General features: G+C 59.4%; 22 protein-coding genes and 1 pseudogene. 11 read left to right on the top strand and 12 right to left on the bottom strand.

The window, feature by feature from the left end:
- Window positions 1-2: 2 nt before the first annotated feature.
- A complete protein-coding gene (locus AB3L03_RS28350) occupies window positions 3-965 on the bottom strand; it encodes a phosphate acetyltransferase (RefSeq protein ID WP_085350602.1) in 963 nt (320 codons plus the stop codon).
- Between the two features lie 23 nt (window positions 966-988).
- A pseudogene (locus tag AB3L03_RS28345) lies at window positions 989-3,212 on the bottom strand (DUF3141 domain-containing protein).
- Window positions 3,213-3,472: 260 nt separating this feature from the next.
- Between AB3L03_RS28345 and AB3L03_RS28340 the strand changes: the two are divergent.
- Window positions 3,473-4,006: a GNAT family N-acetyltransferase gene (locus tag AB3L03_RS28340; RefSeq protein WP_085350600.1), complete on the top strand. Its 534-nt coding sequence runs from the start codon at window positions 3,473-3,475 to the stop codon at window positions 4,004-4,006.
- 205 nt (window positions 4,007-4,211) lie between these two features.
- Here AB3L03_RS28340 and AB3L03_RS28335 read toward each other — a convergent pair whose 3' ends face one another.
- Entirely contained in the window at window positions 4,212-5,132 is a 921-nt protein-coding gene (locus AB3L03_RS28335; RefSeq protein ID WP_240543328.1) for an AraC family transcriptional regulator, read from the bottom strand.
- Window positions 5,133-5,715: 583 nt separating this feature from the next.
- Here AB3L03_RS28335 and AB3L03_RS28330 point away from each other — a divergent pair.
- A complete protein-coding gene (locus AB3L03_RS28330; protein WP_368507369.1) occupies window positions 5,716-6,039 on the top strand; it encodes a hypothetical protein in 324 nt (107 codons plus the stop codon).
- A gap of 1,245 nt (window positions 6,040-7,284) precedes the next feature.
- Here the strand turns inward: AB3L03_RS28330 and AB3L03_RS28325 are convergent.
- Window positions 7,285-7,875: an NYN domain-containing protein gene (locus tag AB3L03_RS28325; protein ID WP_085350679.1), complete on the bottom strand. Its 591-nt coding sequence runs from the start codon at window positions 7,873-7,875 to the stop codon at window positions 7,285-7,287.
- Between the two features lie 452 nt (window positions 7,876-8,327).
- Here AB3L03_RS28325 and AB3L03_RS28320 point away from each other — a divergent pair, with 452 nt between their 5' ends.
- Together AB3L03_RS28320 and AB3L03_RS28315 are read left to right on the top strand one after the other, a co-directional pair.
- Window positions 8,328-9,098, top strand: a complete 771-nt coding sequence (locus AB3L03_RS28320) for an outer membrane protein (protein WP_085350678.1) — start codon at window positions 8,328-8,330, stop codon at window positions 9,096-9,098.
- A gap of 72 nt (window positions 9,099-9,170) precedes the next feature.
- Window positions 9,171-9,503: a hypothetical protein gene (locus AB3L03_RS28315; RefSeq protein ID WP_143273228.1), complete on the top strand. Its 333-nt coding sequence runs from the start codon at window positions 9,171-9,173 to the stop codon at window positions 9,501-9,503.
- 659 nt (window positions 9,504-10,162) lie between these two features.
- On the opposite strand, the gene AB3L03_RS28310 is transcribed toward AB3L03_RS28315, so the two are convergent.
- From AB3L03_RS28310 to AB3L03_RS28300, 3 genes are all read right to left on the bottom strand, one after another.
- A complete protein-coding gene (locus AB3L03_RS28310; protein ID WP_143273226.1) occupies window positions 10,163-10,477 on the bottom strand; it encodes a hypothetical protein in 315 nt (104 codons plus the stop codon).
- A gap of 65 nt (window positions 10,478-10,542) precedes the next feature.
- Window positions 10,543-11,568, bottom strand: coding sequence for a UDP-3-O-(3-hydroxymyristoyl)glucosamine N-acyltransferase (gene lpxD, locus AB3L03_RS28305; protein ID WP_085350594.1), 1,026 nt, complete (start codon window positions 11,566-11,568; stop codon window positions 10,543-10,545).
- Between the two features lie 142 nt (window positions 11,569-11,710).
- Entirely contained in the window at window positions 11,711-12,649 is a 939-nt protein-coding gene (locus AB3L03_RS28300) for a hypothetical protein (protein WP_240543330.1), read from the bottom strand.
- Window positions 12,650-12,786: 137 nt separating this feature from the next.
- Between AB3L03_RS28300 and AB3L03_RS28295 the strand changes: the two genes are divergently transcribed.
- Entirely contained in the window at window positions 12,787-13,053 is a 267-nt protein-coding gene (locus AB3L03_RS28295; protein WP_368507368.1) for a hypothetical protein, read from the top strand.
- 823 nt (window positions 13,054-13,876) lie between these two features.
- Here AB3L03_RS28295 and AB3L03_RS28290 read toward each other — a convergent pair.
- Window positions 13,877-14,971, bottom strand: a complete 1,095-nt coding sequence (locus tag AB3L03_RS28290) for a transglycosylase (protein ID WP_368507367.1) — start codon at window positions 14,969-14,971, stop codon at window positions 13,877-13,879.
- Window positions 14,972-15,269: 298 nt separating this feature from the next.
- Between AB3L03_RS28290 and AB3L03_RS28285 the strand changes: the two genes are divergently transcribed.
- Complete coding sequence (locus AB3L03_RS28285) at window positions 15,270-16,547, top strand: L,D-transpeptidase (RefSeq protein ID WP_240543337.1); 1,278 nt, start codon at window positions 15,270-15,272, stop codon at window positions 16,545-16,547.
- Window positions 16,548-17,111: 564 nt separating this feature from the next.
- Here the strand turns inward: AB3L03_RS28285 and AB3L03_RS28280 are convergent.
- A complete protein-coding gene (locus AB3L03_RS28280; RefSeq protein ID WP_162496344.1) occupies window positions 17,112-17,306 on the bottom strand; it encodes a hypothetical protein in 195 nt (64 codons plus the stop codon).
- Window positions 17,307-17,520: 214 nt separating this feature from the next.
- The gene (locus AB3L03_RS28275) at window positions 17,521-17,850 is read right to left on the bottom strand and encodes a hypothetical protein (protein ID WP_085350592.1); all 330 of its coding nucleotides are present in this window, start codon (window positions 17,848-17,850) and stop codon (window positions 17,521-17,523) included.
- Between the two features lie 147 nt (window positions 17,851-17,997).
- Here AB3L03_RS28275 and AB3L03_RS28270 point away from each other — a divergent pair, with 147 nt between their 5' ends.
- From AB3L03_RS28270 to AB3L03_RS28250, 5 genes are all read left to right on the top strand, one after another.
- Window positions 17,998-18,483, top strand: coding sequence for a nuclear transport factor 2 family protein (locus AB3L03_RS28270; protein WP_368507366.1), 486 nt, complete (start codon window positions 17,998-18,000; stop codon window positions 18,481-18,483).
- Window positions 18,484-18,729: 246 nt separating this feature from the next.
- Window positions 18,730-19,368 (top strand): response regulator transcription factor, encoded by a 639-nt coding sequence (locus AB3L03_RS28265; RefSeq protein ID WP_085350590.1) that lies wholly within the window; start codon window positions 18,730-18,732, stop codon window positions 19,366-19,368.
- A gap of 110 nt (window positions 19,369-19,478) precedes the next feature.
- Entirely contained in the window at window positions 19,479-20,189 is a 711-nt protein-coding gene (locus AB3L03_RS28260; RefSeq protein ID WP_317245910.1) for an ion channel, read from the top strand.
- A 187-nt stretch (window positions 20,190-20,376) separates the two neighbouring features.
- Entirely contained in the window at window positions 20,377-20,640 is a 264-nt protein-coding gene (locus AB3L03_RS28255; protein WP_085350588.1) for a hypothetical protein, read from the top strand.
- Window positions 20,641-20,735: 95 nt separating this feature from the next.
- Window positions 20,736-20,975 carry a hypothetical protein gene (locus AB3L03_RS28250; RefSeq protein ID WP_085350587.1) on the top strand — a complete coding sequence of 80 codons (240 nt, stop codon included), beginning with the start codon at window positions 20,736-20,738 and terminating at the stop codon, window positions 20,973-20,975.
- A gap of 198 nt (window positions 20,976-21,173) precedes the next feature.
- Here AB3L03_RS28250 and AB3L03_RS28245 read toward each other — a convergent pair whose 3' ends face one another.
- Window positions 21,174-21,356 carry a hypothetical protein gene (locus AB3L03_RS28245; RefSeq protein ID WP_143273224.1) on the bottom strand — a complete coding sequence of 61 codons (183 nt, stop codon included), beginning with the start codon at window positions 21,354-21,356 and terminating at the stop codon, window positions 21,174-21,176.
- Between the two features lie 1,361 nt (window positions 21,357-22,717).
- A complete protein-coding gene (locus AB3L03_RS28240) occupies window positions 22,718-23,107 on the bottom strand; it encodes a hypothetical protein (RefSeq protein WP_085350675.1) in 390 nt (129 codons plus the stop codon).
- Window positions 23,108-23,249: the final 142 nt, after the last annotated feature.

Here is a 23,249-nt window from a genome sequence, read left to right as displayed (position 1 = left end):
GCTCACGCGGCAATCGTTGGAGCACGCCGGCGCCGGGCATGGGCATACAGCGCGGCGACCGCGCACGAGGCCATCCGCGCGCGCGCCGAATCCGCGCGTGAGGTCAGGACGACCGGGACCCGGGCTCCGAGCACGATGCCCGCGCCGTCCGCCTTGGCGAAATAGGCGAGATTCTTTGCAAGCATGTTGCCGGCCTCTAGGTCGGGAACGACGAGGATCTGCGCGCGACCGGCGACCTCGGACTTGATCCCCTTGATCCGCGCTGCCTCCACGTCGATGGCGTTGTCGAAAGCCAGCGGTCCGTCGAGGATCCCTCCGGTGATCTGCCCGCGATCCGCCATTTTGCAGAGTGCTGCCGCCTCGATCGTAGACGGAATCTTCGAGGTCACGGTTTCAACTGCTGACAGGATTGCCACGCGCGGCGACTTGCCGAATCCAGCTTCCACGTACAGATTGATTGCGTTCTGGATGATGTCGCGTTTGGCGTCCAGATCAGGGAAGATGTTGATGGCCGCGTCCGTCACGAAGATGGTCTCAGCATAGGCCGGCACGTCCATCACGAAGACATGGCTGATACGCCGATCGGTACGCAAGCCCCCGGCCTTCGCGGTGACGGCGCGCATCAATTCGTCGGTGTGCAAGCTGCCTTTCATCAACAGCTCACCTCGGCCGGCGTGGATCAGCTCTACCGCCTTTGCAGCGGCTTCATCGCTATGTGCTACGTCAACAAGCTCGAAGCCCGCGATGTCGAGACCATGCCTGCCGGCCGTATCCCGGATCTTCCTTTCAGGTCCGACCAGAAGCGGTCGGATAATGCCGGCCTGTGCACTATCGACAGCGCCGCGCAATGAGCTTTCATCGCAGGGATGCACGACGATGGTTGGGGCCGGCGGCACGGCCTGCGCAGCCGCGATCAGACGGTCGTACTTGCTCGGGGACTGTGCCTGCGACGTGTCGGCTGACATGAGCCGGTTCCTTCCAGACAGTGTTACGATGCCTTCGCCTTGGGGTCGAAAGGGCAACGTTCGACGCCCTCCCCAACGTTTCGGCGTCGAGACCGAACAGCTGTGCGACACGCTGCAGGCGGCTGGCGCGCTCGCCTGTGATGTGCTCGCTGGCCGACAGCACCTCGCTCATCGTCATAAAAGCCGCGCGGCGTTGATTGACATCGTCGGGAAGCAACTTCGGGATAACGGCCAGGCCGCCTCGCGATCGAGCAGCAGCATGAAGAACTGCTCGCGAACCAGCATCTTAAATTCCGCAAGCGTTAATCGCGCTCCGCTGTCGTCGCGACGAGCCTGACGCAACGCCTCGATGCTGCGTTCGTCCACCATTCCTCTCGCCGAGCCGACATAAAGCAGGGCACGGATGGCCGCCTCGCGAAGCCCGCCTTCGCCAATCCTGGATCGGAGCTCGGCGACCCGTTTGTCGAGCATGGCACGGTGTTCGGGCGGCATCTCGCGCCGGCGCGACAGTTCGCCTTTCGGATCTATGCCGACTGCCGCCTGTAGCGCCGGCGAGCCGTAGACGTTGAGGAAGAGCGCCTCGCTCATCGCTTCCTGCGAATCGCGCCAGCTGTCCAGCGCATGAACGATTTGCTTGGAGACCTGCTCCTGAAACGCCAGGAACGGATTGTCGTTCGAAACCGGCTTGCGGTTCTCTTCCAGCCCTTCCGCTGCCGATTTCACCGCTTTCATCCACGGATTTTGACTGCTAAAGGCCTCATATTGCGTCCGCAGCGGGTGCAGGTTGCGCATCAACTCCGCCGTCTGCGGCGCCACCATGCCCTTGATCCAGGGCTGCACGAGCTTGCGGTAGGCGGCTAGATTAAGCTCGGAGACGCGTTTGGCCGCGGCAAAGCGCCGCTCGTCCTCAGGCGAATTGCCGCCCATGGCACGAATATCCTCAAGCGTTCGAGCCTCGCAGCGCATCACCCATTGGCCAACAACGAGATCAGAACTGGTGGTCTCCTCGTCCTTGGCTTCGAACGTCGCTTCGTAAAGGCCGGGCGGTAGTACATCGATCAGATCGATGTTGCTGGAAAATTCAGCGTGCTCCTTCTTGGCGACGCCGCCTGAAACGAAGATGCCGAGATGGCCAACGCTCTCGTGAACCGTATAGACGATCGTCTGCCCAAAGGCCCTGATGTCATCCACGTCGGCATAGCATTCGAGGATCCAACCTAGCGCCTGCTGTGGCGGAGTGATGTTGTCGCCCTTGGAGCAGAACACCACGATCGGCGAACTGATGTTGCGCAGGTCTACCTTCTGCCCGTCGGACAGGGTGATATTGCCAGCGGCCAGGTTGTTGCCAACGAAAAGTTCGTCAACAATGAACTGAATCTCCTCGGCGTTGAGATTGACGTGCCCACCCCACCAGCGCTCGAACTCGAGGTAGCGATCGGATTCGGTATCGACCTTAGAATAGACATTGTACTGCTTGGTCCAGAGCGTGTTCGACGGGTTTTGGCCTTCGAAGTTCTGGACCAGCCAGGCACCATCGAACTTCCCGCCGCCGAGATCGCTAACGAGCGCAGTTAGCCAGCTTCCGCCCAGCAGGCCGCCCGAATATCGCATCGGGTTTTTGCCATGCACGCCCGCCCAGTACGCGAGCGGGGCTCCGGCGATGATCAATGGGCCAAACAGTTCGGGCCGCACCGAAGCCAAAATCATGACCGCCCAACCGGCTTGGCAATTGCCTATGACGCAGGGTTTCCCTTCGGCTTCACGATGAAAACTGACTACCTTCTCGATGAACAATGCCTCGGCACGCGCGATACGCTCGATAGTCTGGCCCGGCACCGGCTCCGGCAGGAAGCCGATGAAGTAGCAGGGATGTCCCGCCTTCATCGCGACGCCGATCTCGCTGTCGGCCTTGAACCCGCCGATGCCTGGACCGTGCCCCGCGCGCGGATCAATCACGATGAACGGCCGCCGCGCGGAATCGATTTGGACGGCGGCTGGCGGGACGATGCGGACAAGCACGTAATTGACGGGTTCGTCCAACTCGCGGCCGTCGATGATCAGTTCGGCCGCATATTGCAGAACGTGTGGTGCGGTTTGGGCGACGTGCTCCCGATATTGGTCGCCGCGCCGGCGCATCACATCGAGAAAGAGTATGCTCCGTTGTCCCGCGTCGACCATGTATTCAACGGCCGAGGCGACGAGGCCGGACATCGGACCACCGGGCGATCCAGGCACTTCCATCTGCATGCTCCGACCTCAATGTCGTAGGAATGCATCCAAAGCCGGCCGCAACAGCGGGCCATTGATATAGGTCAATGCTGGACGGTCAGTACCCCGGCCCAGTCGTGTCACGCGGGTCATCCCGCCCGAATGTGTCGAGCTGCTGCTGAGATTCAGGCCGCCGGCTTTTTGCGGGCCCTTGAGACAAATCAAACGGGCGACCAACCGCCCTGTCATAGACCAGCCTCAGGCCGACGTGCTTTCCGGCCGCCCGAGCCGAGACCTCCATGTGGGACATCGCTAAATACAGCGTGACGGAACACTTGCGGGACGGCAGCACGGCCGAACTCCGAGCGCTGCGGCCGGCCGACGAGACGGCTGTCCTCGACGCGCTGGATCAGTCCAGCACGCAGTCGTTGCAGCGCCGTTTTTTCGGCATCAAGCGTCATTTCTCCGACAAGGAGCGCGCGTTCTTCATGAATGTCGACTTCAAGAATCACGTCGCGCTGGTGTGCGAGGTCGAGAGCCCCGAGCGGACAATGATTGTCGGAGGCGGCCGCTACGTCGTGTTTGAGCCCGGACGAGCCGAGTTGGCCTTCGTCGTCATAGACGCTTGGCAGGGCCGAGGCATCGGTTCCATCTTGATGCGCCACCTTGGCGAGATCGCCTCCAATGCCGGATTGCGTGAACTCACCGCGGAGGTCCTGCCCGAGAACAGGTCGATGCTGGCGGTGCTCGGCAAGTTTGGCTTTAAGCCGGCTAAGAACCGCGACCCACAGACGATGCGTTTGGCGCTATGCCTGGGCAAAGAGGGGCCGTGATCAATGAGCTGTGCATGGTTCGGGCTCGCGCTCAAGCTCAACGCTGGTTCAGTGACCACAATGACTTTCAGCAAGATCATGCCGCGCAATGCATCCGTCGGCGTCACGGAAAGCGTGGCCTCCCGCACGAGGCGCGTGCGGTTCTCTGGCCTATCAGCGCGTTTTTGCGTTCAGCGTCACACCTCACGTAAAACGATGAATTTGTTCAGCTCGGTTGAGACCGCCTGGACCGGAACTGTCGAGGTGTCATTCCGGTCCATCGCTTGAACGCGTGTGTGAGCGAACTCAGTTCGCGATAGCCAAGCAGCCAAGAAACTTCGGACACGGGCAGCTGCTCCTCTTCGAGATAACGCTTGGCGAGCGCGGCGCGCAGTTGATCAAGAATTTCAGCGAAGGACGTCTTCTCTTCGCCAAGCTTGCGCGACAAGGTGCGGGTACTCAGTCCCAACTGCCGCGCGACTTCCTTCGCGACGCCTCTACCGTGAGGTAGCAGCGTGGTAAGCGTCTTCTCGACTTTTGAACGGAGCGTCGCGCCATGCGGCGCTTTCCGTACCAAGGCTTCATCCGCATAACGTCGCAACAAATCGTGCAGATAGCCGTCGCGGCCGACCAGCGGGAGCAGTGCCACTGGCACCGGAAAAGAGATAACATCGCGGTCCGCGCCGAACTCGACGTCCCTGCCAAAGAACATTCTAAATTCGGGGGGCATCCCGGCTCGCAGATGCCTCACCTGCAGCCGAGACGGCACCAGACGACCGTCCGTTACCTGCCTGCAGATCCGCACCAGCGTCACGATCCAAAATTCGATTTGTTGCCGGTCGCCCATTCGATCGACACCAACATATTCGAGCGCGATGGTCGCAGTATGCCCCTCCATGTTGAAGCGCAGCCGGACTCCCTCATTCATGATCCGGCTGTACCGCTCCGCGGCGCGAAGCGCATCGGCGACATTCTCAGACGACGCCAAAACGTAGTAAACAAGGCCGATTTGGCGCAAGTCAAAGCCTCGCGCGAGCCGAAAACCCAAGATATCGTCTTCCAATTCTATGGCGGCCAACTCGAGAAGCATGATCTGGGTCGACACTTCGAGCCGGACCGCGGGGTCGCTGAAGTCGTTCAGCGTCAATCCCGCTTTCGAAAGCAGCGCTGCTGGATCTTTCCCAGATTCCGCGACTCGCGCGCAGGCCAGCCGAGCAATACCACCAGTCGCGCTAGGTATCGCACTCAGGCATCCCGCCGACCGCATAGTCGCATTCCTGTCCTGGTCAAGACGTCAAAGCCCTTTATAAATACGATCACAAGAATGCCACCGCACGTCCGTGACAAACACATCTGTCTGCGCGCCGATCGAACTGAATGATTCTTCGCGGATATTGATTTGGATCAAACCGGTCGGCTGGCGCCGGGCGCGGGTCGGATCCGACCCGGCTACTATGGCTAACGCGGATCGGAGCGGCGGCTGTTGTAGGAGCTGCCGGTCAGCCATCGCGGTTTACGGGGCGCCTCCCGTCCTAAGGGCGAAATCGGATCGATTGCAGACGCCTTTCGCCACAAAGAATTTGTGACCTCAAAGAACAAAAAATTGGCGACTTCTAGCAAGCACGTGTGAGCCGATCACTGCTACCTCCGGCCGACCCCATCCCAATGCGCAGGCTATCCCGCGAGCGACGCTCGCGCTTGGTCATCGATACCAACCCAAGGACCGAATTTTGATCGACCGCAGCACGCCCGGCAGGGCGCTTACGGAACTGAAGATCGCGCAGGCTTACGTTCGGCTCTCATGCATCCCGGACAACGATCAAGGTATGTCCGTTTCAGTCGCCACGGTCGCAAACTGTGAAATCCGCATGCTGCGAGGCTCCGAACTCGATCTGCATGGTGCGCCACTCTTTTGGCTAGAGCTATTCGACCTCAATGCAAAGCTTTCGGTCGACAGCGGTTCTTGTCATAGGATTAAGGATGCGGTGTCCATATTCGAGGGCTTCGTCGAGCAGGCGCTTGCCCTGGACCAGCCCGGTGGCGAGCCGCTGTGAAGGGTTACTGGGACCATCTGGAAGCACTGCGAAAGCAAGCAGCAGAGGCTGCGTTAATCAGCGCGCTAGCGACATCGCCGCAGAAGCGAGAACTTTTCGCAAAGATTGCGGAACATCTCAACACGCTGGCGGCTGCGGTGGAGCAAGCATTGACGGCGGGCTTCGTGTCGACGGAGGGCAAACGCACAAGGTAAGATCGGGAGCAGTCCCTCCCGTGAGTAAGTTGAGCAACACCTTTGGCTGCTGAGTTTTTGTTCCGGCGGCCACCGATCAAGGTGTTGCGAAATGACGATCTCTGCTACTGGCGGGCTTGGGCATGTGCGCGAGCCGCGCCCGAACTTGGTTACAAAAACTTACCGCGGCACTCTGTATCGTCGCGGACATGGGAGTACCCTCGCCTCCCCAGCTGCGTATACACGTTCGACCACTTTCTGGGGACGCACTGGACCAGATGCAGTGAAGCTTCCTTCTCGCTGTCATTCACTTTCATCGGCTCGCCAATCATTGACTTAGATCAATGCCAGTCCCTACCCGCAGGCAAGCTTCTTCTGGGTTCCTGCCTTTAGCTGGATCGGAATGCCGGACGCCACAACTTGCTGGGCCGCGCATCGCGAAGCCGCGATTCCATCTCCCGCCAGTCAGGATCCCTGATGATAGTCGCTAGTGTTGCTAGTTGATGTCTCGGTCGGAAAAGGCAAAATATGAAAATACTTGCGCTGTTGCTCACTTCGGCAATTTTGCTCGTATGCGCTAGCGAGAGCCACGCCGTGGTGAGAATTGCCAATGATCGCGGTGGCTTGATCCAACGTTACCTTGATCGATATGATCAGTTGAAGGACACGGGCCAGACGGTGGTCATTGATGGGCTCTGCGCCTCCGCCTGCACGATCGTGCTTTCGAAGATCCCGTCAAACAGGATCTGCGTAACCGAAAGGGCAGCCCTTGCTTTCCACGCAGCTTGGGACCTTGGTCCTCGTGGACGCCATATTACAAATCAAGAAGCCACACGGACGATGTATCTGATGTACCCAGCTCCAGTTCGGAATTGGGTATCAACGCAGGGCGGGTTGTCACCTCGCATGATCTTCCTTCGGGGCCCGAAGTTGGAAAACATGTTCGCACGGTGCTATCTGGATGCTGCAATCTTTCTAAGGCTATAACTGATCCGAGGCCCGCCTGCGAAGCAACGTAAGTGGACAAGCTCCGTAACCTCAGTACCACTGAGAACCCAGCATGCCGATGTTACTAGCATTGTGCGGGGCCGTCCGATGCATGACGTTCGGAAGATCCCGGCCCCGGACGAATTGACGGTTCGCGGCCAATCTTATTTCGCAATTCCAAGAGGTCGGTGAAGACATCTGCTTGGCGCCGCAGTTCGTCTGCGATCATCGGCGGCTTGGTCGAGAGCGTCGAGACGACCGTCACGCGCACCCCGCTCCGCTGCAATGCCTGGACCAACACCCGGAAATCTCCGTGGCCCGAGAACAGAATGATCTCATCGACGTGCTGAGCCGATTCCATTGCATGCACCGCGAGCTCAATAGCCATGTTGCCCTTGATCTTGCGGCGGCCATTGGCGTCGAAGAATTCTTTGCTGGCTTTTGTGATCACGGTGAAGCCGTTGTAATCGAGCCAATCGACCAGCGGGCGGATGGACGTGTACTCCTGATCTTCGATGATCGCTGTGTAGTAGAAGGCTCGGGTCAGTGTCCCTCGGCTGCGAAGCTCGTTCAGTAGCCGCTTGTAATCGAGATCAAAATCGAGGGCCTTCGCTGTAGCGTAGAGGTTGGGACCGTCGATGAAAGCTGCAATTCTGCTAAATCGGGATATGGTCATAATGGAAAAGACCTTGCTCACAAAACCGTCGGCCGGCAGCCAGCGCTGACATGAACGTCAACGTTCCTGCTGGCGAGCGCCATAACAAGCAGCGCGAATGAGCGCTTGTTCTAGAAGGCCAATGATTTGCTTTTGGGCGCCAACCGCTCCGCAGCTGTTCGTCGCGAGGGCCACACTCAAATCGTCAGTCGAGAAAAGTACCAACTTCAAAAGGTACGCGCCCGCCGGCCTCAGTCATCCAGGCCAGGGCCGTCCATTTTTCTGCACACCTGCCTTCTCGAAAAAGTTAACGAATTCCTAAGCACGGTAGAGTGCATTCGGTTCCCTCTTAGCCATTTTGGCGGCGCAGTGTGACAGGCAGGACACGGACGACAGGGAGCGAGTCGTATAGTTCTACTGGTGCAACTTGCGACAGCGTCGGCAATCGCAGGCGCATGGGGATGGAGACTCTGATGAAGACATTTCTGCTCGGTACCGTTGCGTTGTTTGCTTTGGGGCTCGCCGCCCCTGCTTCCGCTGCCGACATGGCAGCACGTCCGTACACCAAGGCCCCGCCGCCGCTGGCGGCTCCGATCTACGACTGGACCGGGTTCTACATCGGTGCGAACGGTGGCTGGGGTCAGAGCCGCAATTGCTGGGATTTCGTCGGCGCGGCCGGCGTGGTATTCGCTGACGGCTGTCGCGAGCGCTCGGGCGGCCTTGTCGGCGGTCAGGTCGGGTATCGTTGGCAGGCCAGCCAGTGGGTGTTTGGATTGGAAGCTCAAGGTGACTGGGCCGACCTCAGCAGCCAGCGTGTCAGCCTGATCAACCCCGCGTTTTCGACCCGGACGAAAACGGACGGCATCGGGCTGTTCACCGGCCAGATCGGCTATTCCTGGAACGCGTCCTTGCTGTACGTCAAAGGCGGCGCGGCGGTGACGAGCAACCGCTTTAGCATCCTCGACACGCTCACAGGGACTGAACTCGCGGCCGCAAGCGCAACCCGCTGGGGCGGGACCGTAGGTGTGGGCTGGGAGTATGGTTTTGCACCGAACTGGTCAGCTGGCATCGAGTACGATCATCTGTTCATGGGCAACGCAAACAACTCGTTCTCGGTTGCCAACCCCATCGTTGCCGGTGCGCTGAACCGGATCAACCAAGACGTCGATATGGTCACACTGCGCGTCAACTATCGCTTCGGCGGCTTCGGCGGGTACGGTGCGCCGGTGGCGGCGAGATACTAAGCCTCGTCGGACCGTCCTTTCTCCAGTAAATTAGGCCGGCAGAGATGCCGGCCTTTTTGTGTTGGAGAGAACATGTCCGAAAGATCTCTCAAGTTGCCAAGCCGTCCCTCAAGCCGCCGCGGCGCAACCGACGCCATCAATCGCGCCCTTGAGAGGTCGGACATCACTGAAATCTGCCAGGCCATTGGCACTGCTATGAGTGATTATAACGTCTCCGACATCGCCAACGAATGCGGGATTGCAAGGCAAACCCTCTATCGCGCCTTTGCCGGTGGTCCAAAGCATCCAAATTTCACAACCGTTTTGACGGTCTTGGACGCGCTGGGCTTCCAGTTGCATGTCACGGTACGACGGACGGCTCGGGCACGGTTGGCGCTTCCTAAGGCGGTTCCGCCATCACAGTAGTGACCTCTTGTCGAAGCTTCCTTAAGTCGATCGTCCCGCAGAACGGGTTGCTGGCAGTACGAGTGCCTTCTTGAGACTCGATTTGCTCGCCTGTGTCAGCGCATCAGACCGGCGGGTGGCCGCTGACCTAATAGGCTTTACCTCCCGACCATCGAGCTTTCACGGACGAGAGCCTCACCATGATGTATGAGGGTGTTCGCGGCGCTCTCCCGTCGGACGACGCGCAGAAAGCCGCCGGAGAGAATCCTCCTTTCCAAATTCGCGAAACGTCCGATTGGCAGGCGCCTGCCGCCGATCTGGAAAAACCGAAATGCTTCGGCGCGATATGTGTCTTCGAGTCATAGATTGGTCCGAAAATCAGCGGCGACACCGCTCTAGAGTCCTGCGGCAGGGGGATTAATGGACCGCTGCCAACATTGAGACCATTGGCAATCGCTCGCGAAAGCCACACCGCTGGCGTTACCAATTGTCTGGACCTGCTCGGTTAACAGCCTCTTCAAGGAGAGACCGTTGCTAGAAGGTTACCTGATTGCCGCTGTCGCGCTGCTTTTCTTGAGCCGATGCGATCATCAAGTATCGCGACGCACATCACGCGCTCCTTCGGCGTCTGACAGTTCGTGACGCGCTCTAACTGCAACCGGTAATGCGCGCCACCGCCTTCATGTACTTGAGGTGAAGGCGGCGTCACCTCCCTCTGACGGAGGGTTGCGCGCGGTGCGTCGATCCGAGTTCAAGCAGGTCTCAAGATCGAACCTGATATGCGAGCACCATCCTGAGGCGCTCTGCTCCGCCTCTTCCTTGAAGGGGCCAAACCCGACAAAGGTCTGAACATGCCCGGCTTGGCCGTCGGCCGCCGACACAAGATTGATTCCTGAGATGTAGTAGGACGAACACTGGCCGATCTGAGATTCGGCGCATGTTGCAACGCTTATCCCGAGAGCCACAACGGTGGTTATGAGGACGGCCCTCTCCATTTTCTCCTCCGCCAAGGGGCTTGCGTTCTATTTGATGGCGACGATACTGGCTATCGGCGCGCGCCTCATTTCCTCTGGGTCGCGATCTTCTTAAGTGTGACCGTCTGTCGAAAGAAGGCTTTTATCGATTGAGCAGGGCTTCCCAGCACCTTGGCACCGGGTGCTAGATCTGAGATGACGCCCGCCTGCGCTCCGATTTCCGAACCTCGACCGATACGGAGATGCCCTGCCATAGCAGCCTGTCCCCCGACGCGGACGAAATCTTCAAGTACGGTTGAACCCGAGATCCCGACTTGTGCAACTACGACGCAACAGCGGCCGAGACTAACATTGTGACCGATTTGCACAAGGTTATCGAGGCGGGAGCCAGCGCCAATTATGGTGTCTCGCGATGATCCGCGATCAATCGTCGAATTGGCACCAACTTCAACATCATCTTCAAGAATAACTCGCCCAAGCTGGGGGATGGAGAGAAACCCGTCGCTGGTGGAGGCGAATCCGAACCCTTCCTGCCCAATCCGCGCACCCGGATATACGTAAACGCGTGCTCCCAAAACCGCGTAACTAAGGCTTACATGTGCGCCAATCCGGCAATCCCTGCCGATGGTGACGCCGCTTCCAATGACTGCGCAAGGACCGATCCGACAGCCGGGCCCTATCTCCACTCCGCTTTCGATCACAGTCAGGGGTCCAACTTCTGTCGAGGGATCAATGTGTGCGTCATCCGCCACTATGGCGGACGGGTGAACACCGGGTCGCAGCGGCGGCACAGGATAGAAAAGGGCAGCAACGCGGCCCCAAGCGGCATAGGGTTCGCTCGTTATGATGGCCGCAGTGGCTGCTGGTACTCGCGCAGCCATATCAGGGTGAACGACCACAGCCCCGGCGGACGTTTGATCCAGCGCAGAAGCGTAACGTCGGTTGTCTAGGAAGCTCACTTCAGTTGGCCCTGCCGTTTGGAGAGGGGCCACGCCTTCCAGCAATAGTTCACCTCCGTCCGCCACACCCCGCGCCGCGCTGGCAACGAGCGCGAGCGGATGCGGCCCAGTTCGCCGGAAGAACCTTGCGCTCCCTAGTACTGCTTCGGTCATCCCATCCCCACCCGCAATGCGAGTTGAACTCGCGTTTCTTCCGACGTCTGTGTCATGCCAAGCCTCAGTTGGGTCCCAGTGGCTCGGGAGACGCTGATTCAATGGACTTTCCGGCACCTATCCAGTCACTGTGACTTGCAGTCTAGAGCGGGTTCGAAGCTTGCCGTTCCTGTGCTTCGTAGTATTCGGCCGAAAACTTGACTGACCACCGGGAAAAGAACAAACGCAATTTCTGCGTGGGTCTTTCCACGCCAAGATGTTCGGTGACGTGCGCGTTTTGGAGCCATCTACCCAGCGATGCAAAACAGGCCAACCTCATCAACGCGTGAAGCACTGCGACGCCGATCGTCTCTGCCTGCCGATAACGATAGCCTAGCTTTCTAGTGACGTACTGACGCTGAATGTTGTCGTAGGCCTTGCCCATGAACCGAGCGAACACACTTTTCTTTGCCTGCGGCCACGCCGCCGGATACACCGGTAATACGAGAAGCTTGCTCTTAGCGATGACCGTAGCCACCGGATGCAAAAGCTGCATCCAGGCTGGCCAGGACGCTAATTTGGCAAACAATACCGCATGCATCGCTGTCGCAACCCCGAAAGAGATCGGAAGCCACAGTACCGCAGCCAAGATTACAAGCAATGCGGTGTTCGGGGTGAGATGGCGACATGTTCGAAATACCCACGCCATACCGCTTGCGAAGGCAAGGTGCATGGTTCGCTCGAACGCTCGATAGCTAATCTTGCGCCGGAACCGCGACCAGCGGCGGCGCATCGATATGATCCACTTTCGACGTCTCGTCTCGGAAAGAGGAAGGATGCGCAGCGCGGCACCCACGGCAGCAACGACGAAGTTGCCCAGCACCTTGGCTGCGAAGAGCGGAAGCCAAACAATCTCCATCACCAGAGGGAAGGTATAGTCGAGCAGCCGCATCAACACCGAAATGGTGAAATGCAGAATCTTGTTTGCGGCGATCGCGATTAAAACGAGTGGAACGATGATCACGTCATCGAGAGCACCGCGCAGATGGCGCTCTTCGATGCGTGCTCGGCTTTGATCATGGGTCACGCTACTACCGGTCAAGGCGTGCTTTCGCCGCCCCGTCCGCCATCCCGACGGGCTAAACTATTGCATTATTGACCAAACGCTAGCAGGTCATTCCAGTCGCACATCTGCGGACGGCTCGACGGGTTTGCCGGACGGTTGTTCGGGCCACGCAAATGCCGTTCACCCTAGTTCTGCCTGCGCCGCAGGCAGCGGCGATTTCCGTGATCATGCTGTCCGGCTGCGCGAGCATGGGAGCAATGGGTGTGGCTTGCGCCGACACCGCGAGAGACAGAGCGAACGCGCCAATTGCAATTAACCTGATCATTCTCACCTCCTCGAAGAGCGAAGAATGGACCAAGCTGACGCCGCACTTGCTTGCAAGACTTGAGATGGATCAAGGGTTCTTAACTAACGCGGCTTCTTCATCCGTGTTGGGATAAGTAGTCTCGGCCCCTCAGGCGACACTTCCATATCGGTTCACGAGCATGCCTTCCCGCTGGCATTCACGCACTGGCACAAGGTGCACTAGTCAAATCCTGAGTTTCTGCTTGTCTACGGTGCGCCTTGCCGATTCTTTCCAGCCCCCAAGCTTCCAGGATTGGCGAGAACGTACAGGCCCCGGCGGGGCATCCGTTTCGCCGGGGCCGCGGACGCGGAGATAGTCTGGGTCTATGGACGCAGCGGCAGATCGACAAAAGGTTTGGAGTTGGCTCGCCGGTGGGCAGAGCATGCTTCGGCGCACGAGCTTGCCAGCATGGTGAGCGGGTCGCTTGATGATCTCAGCAGATTTTGCCACCAGACGTATCCGATCGCCGTGCATGCGTGGAGCTGTCTGCGCCTCAATTTCACCATCCGACTCAGGCTTTGGTTGTATTCGTTGCCGGCGTCTCGTCTGCGACGGTTGTCGATCCCGAACCGGCGCGCGACGAAGCGGAGCCAGAGGCCCGGAGAGAACCCCATCAAACCGGGCCTTTGCGCTGTCCATTGAGCGAAGCGCATCGCGCCTTACGTATGTCATCGCCGGTTGGTTCCGACGTCGCTTTGAGCATGCAGCGCTGCATCGTGTCCAGGATAAATCCCGTCTAAGTTGGAGCGTTGAACTGGCCGGCTTTGGGCCACAAACAGAGATCGGCACCTTATCGATCGCCTCGCTAGCACGCAGCAGGAACGACCCGAGCGCGTCGTTGACATGTAAAGTGCAACCGCGCGACCAGCGACGGTGAAGCCCCGCTCGCCCTTGGTGCGGCAACTCCTGCCAACCCCTCAACGGACATTCACTGGTACCTGCGCCCGCTCGGCGTCGGCGGTCGCGTTGCCCATGTATCTCGATTGGAAATGAGCAACCCGCTCGCGCCACATTCCGACGAACGCCTCCGACGTCAGCTTCTCCACCGATTTCCACGCCCCCTTAACGGCCGGAAGCGTATTGCCCCAGATCGCGCGCCTGCACCATTTTTCGCCCTTCTCCCTGCCTTCACTGGTGGCGCACATCGATTTCCAGGCCACGCGATTGGGTTCGCTGAGGTGCTCCGCGGCGCCTTCCCAGCCCTGCTGATGGATCAGGTAGAGATCGTTCAAGTCCGGCTTCCTGTGGGTCACCCACTCGAACAGAATCCCTTCGGTAATGATCTTGTAGGCCGCCGCAACGGCATTATCGCGGGGATTGAGAATATCTCCGGAGCCGAATTTACCGAACTCGTATTTGCTCAGCTGGAACAGCCCGATATACGACCCGGTGCGTTGCTTTGGGTCGAAACCGGACTCGACCTTGGCCACCGCCTTCATGAAAGTGAAATCCAGACCGAAAGCGTCGGACGCCCGCTTGATCTCTTCCATCGGCGTCCCGACCGGGATGTCCTTGAACGAACGCAAGACGATCGCAGCCGGCTTCTCGGCAGGCGGCAGTTCGGACCAGATGTAACAAATGAGATACCGGAAATCCTGCGGCCCCGAGTTGGAGGCACCGCCGGATGCACCGCACGTCGTCGGCGCCAGTTGGGCGACATCATGGTGGCCCAAGTCCACCGATTCCTGCACACGCGGTAAATCAGCCGACCGCGTCTGCGACGGATCGGGCAACGCGGCCACGACGATCGATTCCGATTTATCCGAGGCCGCCGTCGTGTCGGTAGCCGTCCCCGCCGCGGGTTCGGCGGCCGTCGCCACTTCGGCGCTAGCGACAGCGGCGTTCGCGGGTCCGGTGTTGCCCATTGCGATTGCCTGCGGTTCATCCGCGAGCCTCGCGGTGGCGGCGAGAGTTGCTGCGCGGTCCTGGATTGTCACTGCGCGAGCGTTCTCGGTGCCGGCGGGACCGAACCCGGCTAGCCAGCCAGCGATCCACCCCGCGAGAACGACCATTCCGCAAAATGTCGGCGCCACTATCGTAAATCGCCGCGGGTTCATGATGCCGTCGCCCCCAATAGGCTCCACCGGAGCCGTGTAGAAAAGCCAAGCATGCGAAGCGGCTCATTCTTGGGATCAATGTGGGTGGCGCAATAGCGCAAACCGCCGCTCCTTGATATTTCCAAAGCATGTTGCCCGATTGCAACGCGTCGAATCGCAAGCAGTAGCGCCCCACTCCATGGCAACTCGCACTGCAATTGTGAGTACGGTCCAATTTTCGACCCACTGCGACCAGATTTGGAGGAGAGGCTTGGTGCGCTGTCAGGATGACGCATCAGGCGCCAGCTTCGCGCATCGTCTCGAACCGATGGAATCGCGCCTATGGGACCGGGCGATGTTCGTTAAGAAATTGTCAGCAATGCAGGGCGCGATAACAACCGCTGTATTCGCGATTTTCATGCTCCCTGCGGGGGTCGCACACGCTCAATTTCTGTTTGAACCCCAACACACGTTCTGGCGAAGCCAATACGCTCCGTACAAACACAAGCCCCACCACCGGCAGACAAACTCTGAAATGGCGAAGAGCCTTCGGCTCGAGCCCCTTCCGAAGGGCCCGCTCCAGATCATCATCTCGATAGCAGACCAACGGGTCTCCCTTTTTGACAACGGGGCCCTGATTGCACGCTCGCCGGTGTCCACCGGAACGGAGGGGCATCCGACGCCCCTCGGCGTGTTCAGCGTCATCAGCAAACAACGATGGCACCGTTCAAATATTTATAGCGGCGCCCCCATGCCCTACATGCAACGCATCACCTGGTCAGGTATTGCGTTGCACGCCGGTGTCGTGCCTGGGCATCCAGCGTCACACGGCTGCATCCGTTTGAAAGATAATTTTGCCGTTCGACTGTGGCATCTCACGAAGCGCGGCACGCGCGTGATCATTGCGCATGGTGATGTCCAGCCAGTCGAGATAACCAATCCGCATCTATTTCAACCGAAGGCCGCGGCTGGTTCGTCCGAATTCCAGAGTGCCACCGTCGCAACCGAGAGCATCGGTGCAGCCGCGGCAACGCAGGGATCACTGCTATCAAACGCCGAGACTCCAGAAGCCGCCAGCCTCCAGGAGCCGGGCTCAGCTCCCGCTGCAAGCGTGCCTAAAAAGATCGTTCCGATCTCCATCTTCGTCAGTCGTAAGTTGAGCAAGCTGTTCGTGCGTCAGGGCTTCACGCCGTTGTTTGATGTCCCGGTCAAGATCGAAAATCCGGAGGAGCCGCTGGGAACGCACGTGTTTACCGCACTGGAATTCCAGAACGAGAGAACCGCTATTCGCTGGAGCGTCGTGTCGATTCCAGATGAATTGCCCCCTATGTCCGGGGCTGCCACGAAAGGGCGAGAAGCGCCCGCGAAGCAAACCGTGCCGGCACCGCTTCCCGATCAGGCCGCCGCTGTCCTTAACCGCATTGAAATAGCACAGGATACGGTTGAGAGGATCTCAAAACTTCTGACGCCGGCCTCTTCATTGATTATTTCCGACCACGGATTTAGCCGTGAGACCGGAAAAGACACGGATTTCATCGTGCTAACGCATTGATGCGGCGGCGCAACTCACCAACACACGATGCCGCTGCGCAACCCGCTGGAATTGTTCGACCGCAATTCTGATGCAAATTCTTGATGTCTGCGGCCAAAGCAGCGCGAGGTCTGTTCTGGTTAATCACCTCGGTTTGCAACGACTGACGACTTCAGCTCCGCCCTCATAAACAAACGTAGATAACGCCCGCCGGCAGCCAGCCGCTATTAATGCCGAGTCGAGAAACGTTGGTCGCCAGTCGCAACCACTTCGGTCGCCAGACATGCCGAACGGAGCAACTCTCTGGTGATTGGGGACAATCCGAGGAACCTCTGGGCTGATTGGTGCGGCGTCGCCCGTTGGCCGCCCACTGCGATCCGCATTGGCGCCGCTCACTGCCCCGCCCGCCTACTTGATCGTCGCGTGCACGGTGATTACTGACGTGCCAGAAGCTTTCGGCCCCTACCCACTGCCTTGATGGCAAAGGTGTCACTTCCCTTGTACCGGGCCTTTGTCTTGTATTCGTAAGTCGCAACGTTAAGCTTCTTCAGTTTGCCGTGTGCTGGCTTCCGTGAGATTTCCGAGCTACTCGTCACGCCGCGCAGCGTGATCGGGAAAGTGCAACTTTCCCCAGACGCCTCGTTGATGTCGCCCGTCGAATTCTCTCCCCAATCCGCCAGCTCCATCGATCTGGAACTCCTTCTGCATGGCCAGCAGCTTTTGACGAACTTCCTCCGCCTTCGCCTCGGTCGGAAATGCAATTACGACAAGGTCACTCATCTGTGTACTGCTCCTCTACTCAACGATTCCTAAATCTTTTCAGCGCACCGCAAAATCGCTCGATGCAGATCAATGAGGTGCTAGGCGGCCAGACCCCGCGATAGGCCACGTCGCCCACAGTACCTGCAGACCGGATGGCGCAGGGCCGCCATCGGCGGACGGTCACCAGCGCTTGCGCACAGAGGCCAAGCGCGCTATCGCGCGTTGCCACGGATTAATAGGCGCAGATATAATTCCCGTAAGCATCGTAGCAACTGCGGCGGTACGCAGCGGTGCCCAGGGCAGCCGCGCCTACCGCTGCCGCTCCTACACCGTAGCCCCGATAGCCATAGCCGCGATAGGCTCCACCACGATAGCCGTAGCGCCCCCCGCGCACTGCTACAGCGCCGCCGCCGCGCGGTCCTCGAACTGCGACCGCACCGCCGCGATAACCGCCGCCACCGCGATAGGCACCTCCGCCGCGCCGAGCCTCGGCATCATCCGGGATCAAGCAGGCGATGAGCAAAACGAAAGCGGCAAGTGCCGCGAGGATATAGCGAAGCATTGCAAGCACCTCTCTATGAATTCCCCCCGCATGCGAGAGGGTGCTGCTCCGCCAAGCCCACCGCTTGATGTAAATCAACGGAACAGTCCCGCCTTGAAGTTCCATCCGGCCGTTTGCTATGGTTTGTCATAGCTCCGGGAGAATGCTGTGGGTGCCTTGAGCGAACGACGTGTCCGCGAGATTTACGAGCAGTTCGCCCATCGTCGCTTGAATGATCTTGAGCACGCAATTGACGAGAACATTGATTTCCTGAGCCATGCCCCGGCTGATATTTTCCCATATCTCGGAAGACGGCGCGGGCAGGCTGAAGTTCTGCGAGCATTCACAGAAGTGCATGAGGAACTGGAAGTCCTTTCGTTTTGGCCTCTAACTACGGTCGTCAATGAAGACCGCGCGGCCCTGTCGGTTATTGTCAAGGTGAAGGATCGCGCCACGGAGCGGTCCGCGCACTACCGTGCTGCACACTTCCTCCGGTTTCGGGACGACCGCATCATCGAGTGTTGCGCTATCATCGACTCTTCGACGCAGCGCGCCAGTTGGCTCGACAAGAGACCGCCGTTCAAGACTCTTAGCCGCTTTCAGCTTGATACCTTCAAGAACGACCAATTGCCTCCGGCCGCGTCGCTGCATTGAGGCCTAACCGCCTCGACGTTTTCGCCGACGGGCAGGCGTAGGACTGCGGCATCGGCCCGCTCCATCACCCGGTCATCCTCACCACGGCGGCAGGCGACGGGACGGCCGGGCAGCGCGGCAGCGGAGGTGGCACAAATTGCATAGTCGCCTCTAGAACGGACAGATCAGCCATGCCCCGAAAGAGCGCTAAACGATACTTACGGACCTTGAATTGCGCGGTACTCTCTTTGCAACGAAAGGGGATCGGTGCCGGGGCTCGTGCATATTGTTGACGACGATCCGTCCTTTTTGACAGCGATGGAGCGTCATTTGAAGCACGCCGGTTACGATGTAGCCGTCTATGCGTCAGCACAGGCGTTGCTGGACCGATTGCCGGGCGATAGCGTTCCGAGTTGCATCCTTCTTGACGTGCAAATCCCCGACTTGGATGGCCCTGCGCTACAAACGCGATTGCGCGAACTCGGCTCGACATTGCCGATCATATTTCTCTCCGGCTATCGCAACATTCCTCTCACGGTAAAGACCATAAAGGCCGGTGCGGAGGACTTCCTGACCAAGCCCGTAAGCTCAGAAGACCTTCTTCGCGCGATTGCTGGAGCGCTTGCTCATCATCAATCATCACAAGACCTACAGAACATGCTGAGCATGGCTCGTGCCCGCCTCTCTAAGTTGACGCCTCGCGAGCGACAAGTCTTTGACCTCATCGTTCGGGGCAGAATTAACAAGCAGATCGCTCACGCGCTCGGAACGACTGAGCGCACGATAAAAGCTCACCGTCACGGAGTGATGGAGAAATTGCAGGTGCGGTCGTTAGCCGAGCTGGTATCTCTTGCCGAGCGAATCGGGCTCCTAGGCGGCGCATCCGACTCTCAAGCGACGTTCTGAGCGCCAGGCCGCTCCATTGATCTACGTCAACATCGCTGAACTTTAGGCTCGAATTGTATTGCTGCGAAGCTGTGGTCGGTGCGATGCACCATGCGGTGTTAGGAGCATCGATGAGGATGCCCATAAGCGAGCTGCGCCGTTTGCGTGGAGAACGCATCGACTGGCTGCTCTCGATGCTGACGGGCGTGCTGGCATTACTGATTTTTGTCTTCGCCCCGCTACAAGCAATGGGCATTACCGCCTTCCATCTGTTTGCCGATGGTCTGTTGCTAACGATCATCGTCAGCATGGTGATCATCTCCAACAGCCCAACTGCCCTCGTTCTGATGTCGCTGGCGCTGATTTTTAATGTCGCCGTATTCTTTCTGCGCATCTACTACCCTGTACCCTACCATCTTCACATCTTGGCGGGCGCTTGGTTGGTCATTGCCTGCACGTTAGGCGTTGTCGTGCTTCAGGCCGTATTTAGGCGAGGTCTCGTTACATATCATCGAATTATCGGGGCGATCCTTCTGTACCTGTTGATCGCGGTGGCCTTTGCAACGCTGTTCCTGTTTGTAGGGCTAGCGGCTCCGGACGCAATCAAGGGAATAGCTTTCGAGGACGATCATTCAGTAGCCGCATCGCTTTTTTACATGAGCTTTGTCACGCTTACATCGACTGGGTATGGAGACATCGTTCCGGTACATCCGTTGGCACGAAGTCTCTGCAATATCGAGAGCGTGATCGGTCAGCTTTATCCGGCGACCCTTCTGGCGAGGCTCGTTACCCTCGAGCTCAGCAGTACCGGCTCAGCGCGCAAGCCGACCCATACCACCTGAACCGCAGGCGCTGAACCGACACGCGTGCGCTGCACTCGCGTCCTGTGAGCTTCTGGCGTGGCGATGCAAACACTCGGTTGATCTATGTCAACACCGGCTATCCTTCAGCGGACACGCTGCGTGCAGCCACACCTGAGACGGCGTCCGTGCATCTGTTGCGCTGGCACGAAAAAGGGAGACCCGCACCATGCATCCTAAGAAGCATTTTTCGATCAAGTCGGCGACTGTTGCAGGGATAGCTGCCAGCAGCCTGTTGGGGCTTGCAGGTCTCACTCTCAGTCCAGGCCCGGCCAATGCGGTCGTGTATTGCCAATACACTGCCTACCCCGCCGGCTGCGTTGCTCGGCCCGGTGTGGTGCTCGGTGCGCGTCCGGTAGCCCGCGCTGCGGTGCGCCATAATGCCGGTGGCAATGCCAATGGTGGCGTCAACCGCGTCGGCGTGCGGCGGTAGACCAGTGGTTTGCAGGTAGCTGGGGAGAAAAAGAGCCGTCGCGGTTGGTCTCGGCCCGGAGGATAGCGACCGATGACGGGCAGCGGCCTCGCGGTATGAAGTACACGTGGTATGTCACCTTTGAAGTGCCGATGGACGGCACGCTGCTAAGACGGCGACATCCGCGCTTAACGAAGACGTTTGTCACCGAAGCACAGGCCCGGGATTTTGCGCGAGCCAGATTCACCGAAGGATTGATTGTCACTGCAGGCACCATCATCCCGCGCCTGCCAAGAGCGTCAATTCCGTCGGAGGGAATTCCAGAGTGGCTAGAAGCCAACCATGTAAATGACTGATCAGCGGGCCAGCAAACCGGGAGCTTGAAGATGTAGGAGCCGAAACAGGTCTGTCGTCGCAACGCACTCACTTTCCTTGGATACGCAGGGATGTTCGGGCTTGTGGCTTCGTCCTCAATTTTTGCAGCCTCAGAGGCTGTTGCCCAAACCACCGCGCCAGCCGCCGCGCCTACGACGCCGCCAGCGGACGCGCCGAAGTCAGGCACAGAACGCCGTCAGGAGCGGCGCAGCGGGCGAACAGAGCGCCGACAGGAACGCCGCACGGGACGCACTGAGCGGCGTCAGGAACGCCGCACCGGGCGCGACGAGCGGCGGGACGCTCGCGACGGCACCCCGGCTGCCACGACGACCACCACAGAGCAGAAAAAGTAGGCCCTTCATTCGGCCAACCACAGGAGCCGGGCCACCTCAGCGGAGGCCCGGGAAGGCCGTACAGAAGCCCGCCAGCGCCGGGCTGCAGACACACCGGGGCAAGCCGGGCCAGTTTGCCAGCCGCTGCCTCAGTCGTGCGTTGTGGCAATGCGCTGGCAAGGCAGGCATCTGTACACGCGCACGCTTTATGAATTCCGATCTCTGACAATCTTCCGAGCAGCGTCATTTCGCGCTCGCAGTTCTCGCACGCGGGAGGTCGCTGGGCATCATCGTGTGGTCGCATGACGATTGCGATTACTCGATCTGCGAAGGCCGGGACGCTCGGTTTTCTACGGGGGAGGCTTCCCCGGATAGCGAACGAGCCGCACGGTTGAGCGACTTGGGCAGGGGCGCCGCCGGCTGCTCATCGGCTACCTTACTTTCTGACGGGTTGGCTGCCGCTGGTCTTCTTTGAAGCGCAGCGCCGACTAACCCGACGAACACGAGCAAAGCGCCGCCGATCATAAGCCAGTGTGGGAATTCCATGTTTACTTCCCCAGCTCTGCAATCCATCCAGCGGCAGCCGATTGCAGTACTTGACCAGGATCAACGTTCGGCCACCAACTGGGACGGGGCGAGCCGCGGGCGACGGGCCACGCCGTCAGGCGTCAGTGTCGGGCCACAGGAAGACCGCAGGGAGGCCCCACAGCGCGCTGCCAGCGCAGGGGCAAGCCCGGCCATCGCATCCAGCAGGGCCGCGCCGCGACCCGCCGGCCGACCGGGCGCAGTCCAGCCGGGTCACACCTCGCGCGGGCGCAGCCCCAACTCTCGCTTGACACGGCAGCTGTGAAACTAGGGCCTAATAGGGCCCGGCGATTTCGGGCCGGACGCAGCACCGGGCACCGATCCATAAGCCCTTCATTGGTCGACATTTTTTAGTTTTCCTCGACTGCCCGAAATGACTGGACGCCAGGACCACACGGTTTTGCCGTACGCACGGCTCGCCATTTCGCCGCAGTTTTCCCAGCCCTGTCGACGGAGCCGGAAACTTACAGACGAGACGAAGCCTAGCAGCGCCGCTCGTCGGCACGCAGCCTTGGGCTCACGGAGAGCAATCCGCCCTGCCCTTGGCCTCTCGCACCCGAACGCTGCCGCGTCCACCGCAAGCCCGGCTCGCGAACATGACGACCACAAGATCGCCCCTCAAGGATGAGCCAGGATGGGCGACACATACGCCGTTTCCGAATTTCGGTAAAGCGGAATATTTTTTCTGGAGGGATTGACGCGCCCGCGACACAGGTCGCGCAATGAGACGCCTCGCGCAGAAGCAACAAGGGGCGGTGCAAAACACCGCCCCTTGGCGAGAACGAGACTGCGGCGAGGACAGGCGCCTAATACGGCTGATAATAGCCACGCGGACCATAGTAGGGACCGCCGCCGTAATATCCCTGGCCGCCGTAGTAAGGACCGGGACCGTAATTATAGCGGTCCTCGTAGTACTCCTGGCGCCTGCTCTCTGCGATCGCGCCGCCGATCAGACCTGCCGCCACGCCCATGAAAGCGAGGCCTGCAGCGTTCGGACCTCGCCGATAATAGCGGTGGCGGCGAGCCGCGCTGAAATCGGTGGCAGCCGGAGCGACCGAGCCCGCGGCAGCGGCTTTGGTGGGCGCGGGCGAGTTGGCAGCCGAAGGGGTGATCGGGGCCGTCATCAGAACAAGACTTGCGAAAGCTGCCAGCCCAACGCTGCGGCCGGCTGCGGAAATCATCGGTCCTTTATTCATCTTGACCTTCCTGTTCTCGCTCAAAGCGACATAATCAAACAAGACTAAACGTCCAAACCACTGAAATGGTTTCGTGATCGCGGCAATCTGCCACGCGTTGAACGATTGTAGATCGAACGTCCAGATCCAGCTTGAACCATCC

It is taken from the genome of Bradyrhizobium lupini (genome assembly GCF_040939785.1).
Classification (GTDB): domain Bacteria; phylum Pseudomonadota; class Alphaproteobacteria; order Rhizobiales; family Xanthobacteraceae; genus Bradyrhizobium; species Bradyrhizobium canariense_D.
Note: the sequence above shows the minus strand (reverse complement) of the source record. Positions and strands in the feature narration are given on the sequence as shown.

What these genes read in the sequence shown, in the direction of transcription:
- AB3L03_RS28350 (WP_085350602.1), bottom strand. Translation starts at nt 965, where the DNA reads ATGTCAGCCGACACGTCGCAGGCACAGTCCCCGAGCAAGTACGACCGT.
- AB3L03_RS28340 (WP_085350600.1), top strand. Translation starts at nt 3,473, where the DNA reads ATGTGGGACATCGCTAAATACAGCGTGACGGAACACTTGCGGGACGGC.
- AB3L03_RS28325 (WP_085350679.1), bottom strand. Translation starts at nt 7,875, where the DNA reads ATGACCATATCCCGATTTAGCAGAATTGCAGCTTTCATCGACGGTCCC.
- AB3L03_RS28320 (WP_085350678.1), top strand. Translation starts at nt 8,328, where the DNA reads ATGAAGACATTTCTGCTCGGTACCGTTGCGTTGTTTGCTTTGGGGCTC.
- AB3L03_RS28315 (WP_143273228.1), top strand. Translation starts at nt 9,171, where the DNA reads ATGTCCGAAAGATCTCTCAAGTTGCCAAGCCGTCCCTCAAGCCGCCGC.
- AB3L03_RS28310 (WP_143273226.1), bottom strand. Translation starts at nt 10,477, where the DNA reads ATGGAGAGGGCCGTCCTCATAACCACCGTTGTGGCTCTCGGGATAAGC.
- lpxD (WP_085350594.1), bottom strand. Translation starts at nt 11,568, where the DNA reads ATGACCGAAGCAGTACTAGGGAGCGCAAGGTTCTTCCGGCGAACTGGG.
- AB3L03_RS28295 (WP_368507368.1), top strand. Translation starts at nt 12,787, where the DNA reads ATGCCGTTCACCCTAGTTCTGCCTGCGCCGCAGGCAGCGGCGATTTCC.
- AB3L03_RS28290 (WP_368507367.1), bottom strand. Translation starts at nt 14,971, where the DNA reads ATGGTCGTTCTCGCGGGGTGGATCGCTGGCTGGCTAGCCGGGTTCGGT.
- AB3L03_RS28280 (WP_162496344.1), bottom strand. Translation starts at nt 17,306, where the DNA reads ATGAGTGACCTTGTCGTAATTGCATTTCCGACCGAGGCGAAGGCGGAG.
- AB3L03_RS28275 (WP_085350592.1), bottom strand. Translation starts at nt 17,850, where the DNA reads ATGCTTCGCTATATCCTCGCGGCACTTGCCGCTTTCGTTTTGCTCATC.
- AB3L03_RS28260 (WP_317245910.1), top strand. Translation starts at nt 19,479, where the DNA reads ATGAGGATGCCCATAAGCGAGCTGCGCCGTTTGCGTGGAGAACGCATC.
- AB3L03_RS28255 (WP_085350588.1), top strand. Translation starts at nt 20,377, where the DNA reads ATGCATCCTAAGAAGCATTTTTCGATCAAGTCGGCGACTGTTGCAGGG.
- AB3L03_RS28250 (WP_085350587.1), top strand. Translation starts at nt 20,736, where the DNA reads ATGAAGTACACGTGGTATGTCACCTTTGAAGTGCCGATGGACGGCACG.
- AB3L03_RS28245 (WP_143273224.1), bottom strand. Translation starts at nt 21,356, where the DNA reads ATGAAGGGCCTACTTTTTCTGCTCTGTGGTGGTCGTCGTGGCAGCCGG.
- AB3L03_RS28240 (WP_085350675.1), bottom strand. Translation starts at nt 23,107, where the DNA reads ATGAATAAAGGACCGATGATTTCCGCAGCCGGCCGCAGCGTTGGGCTG.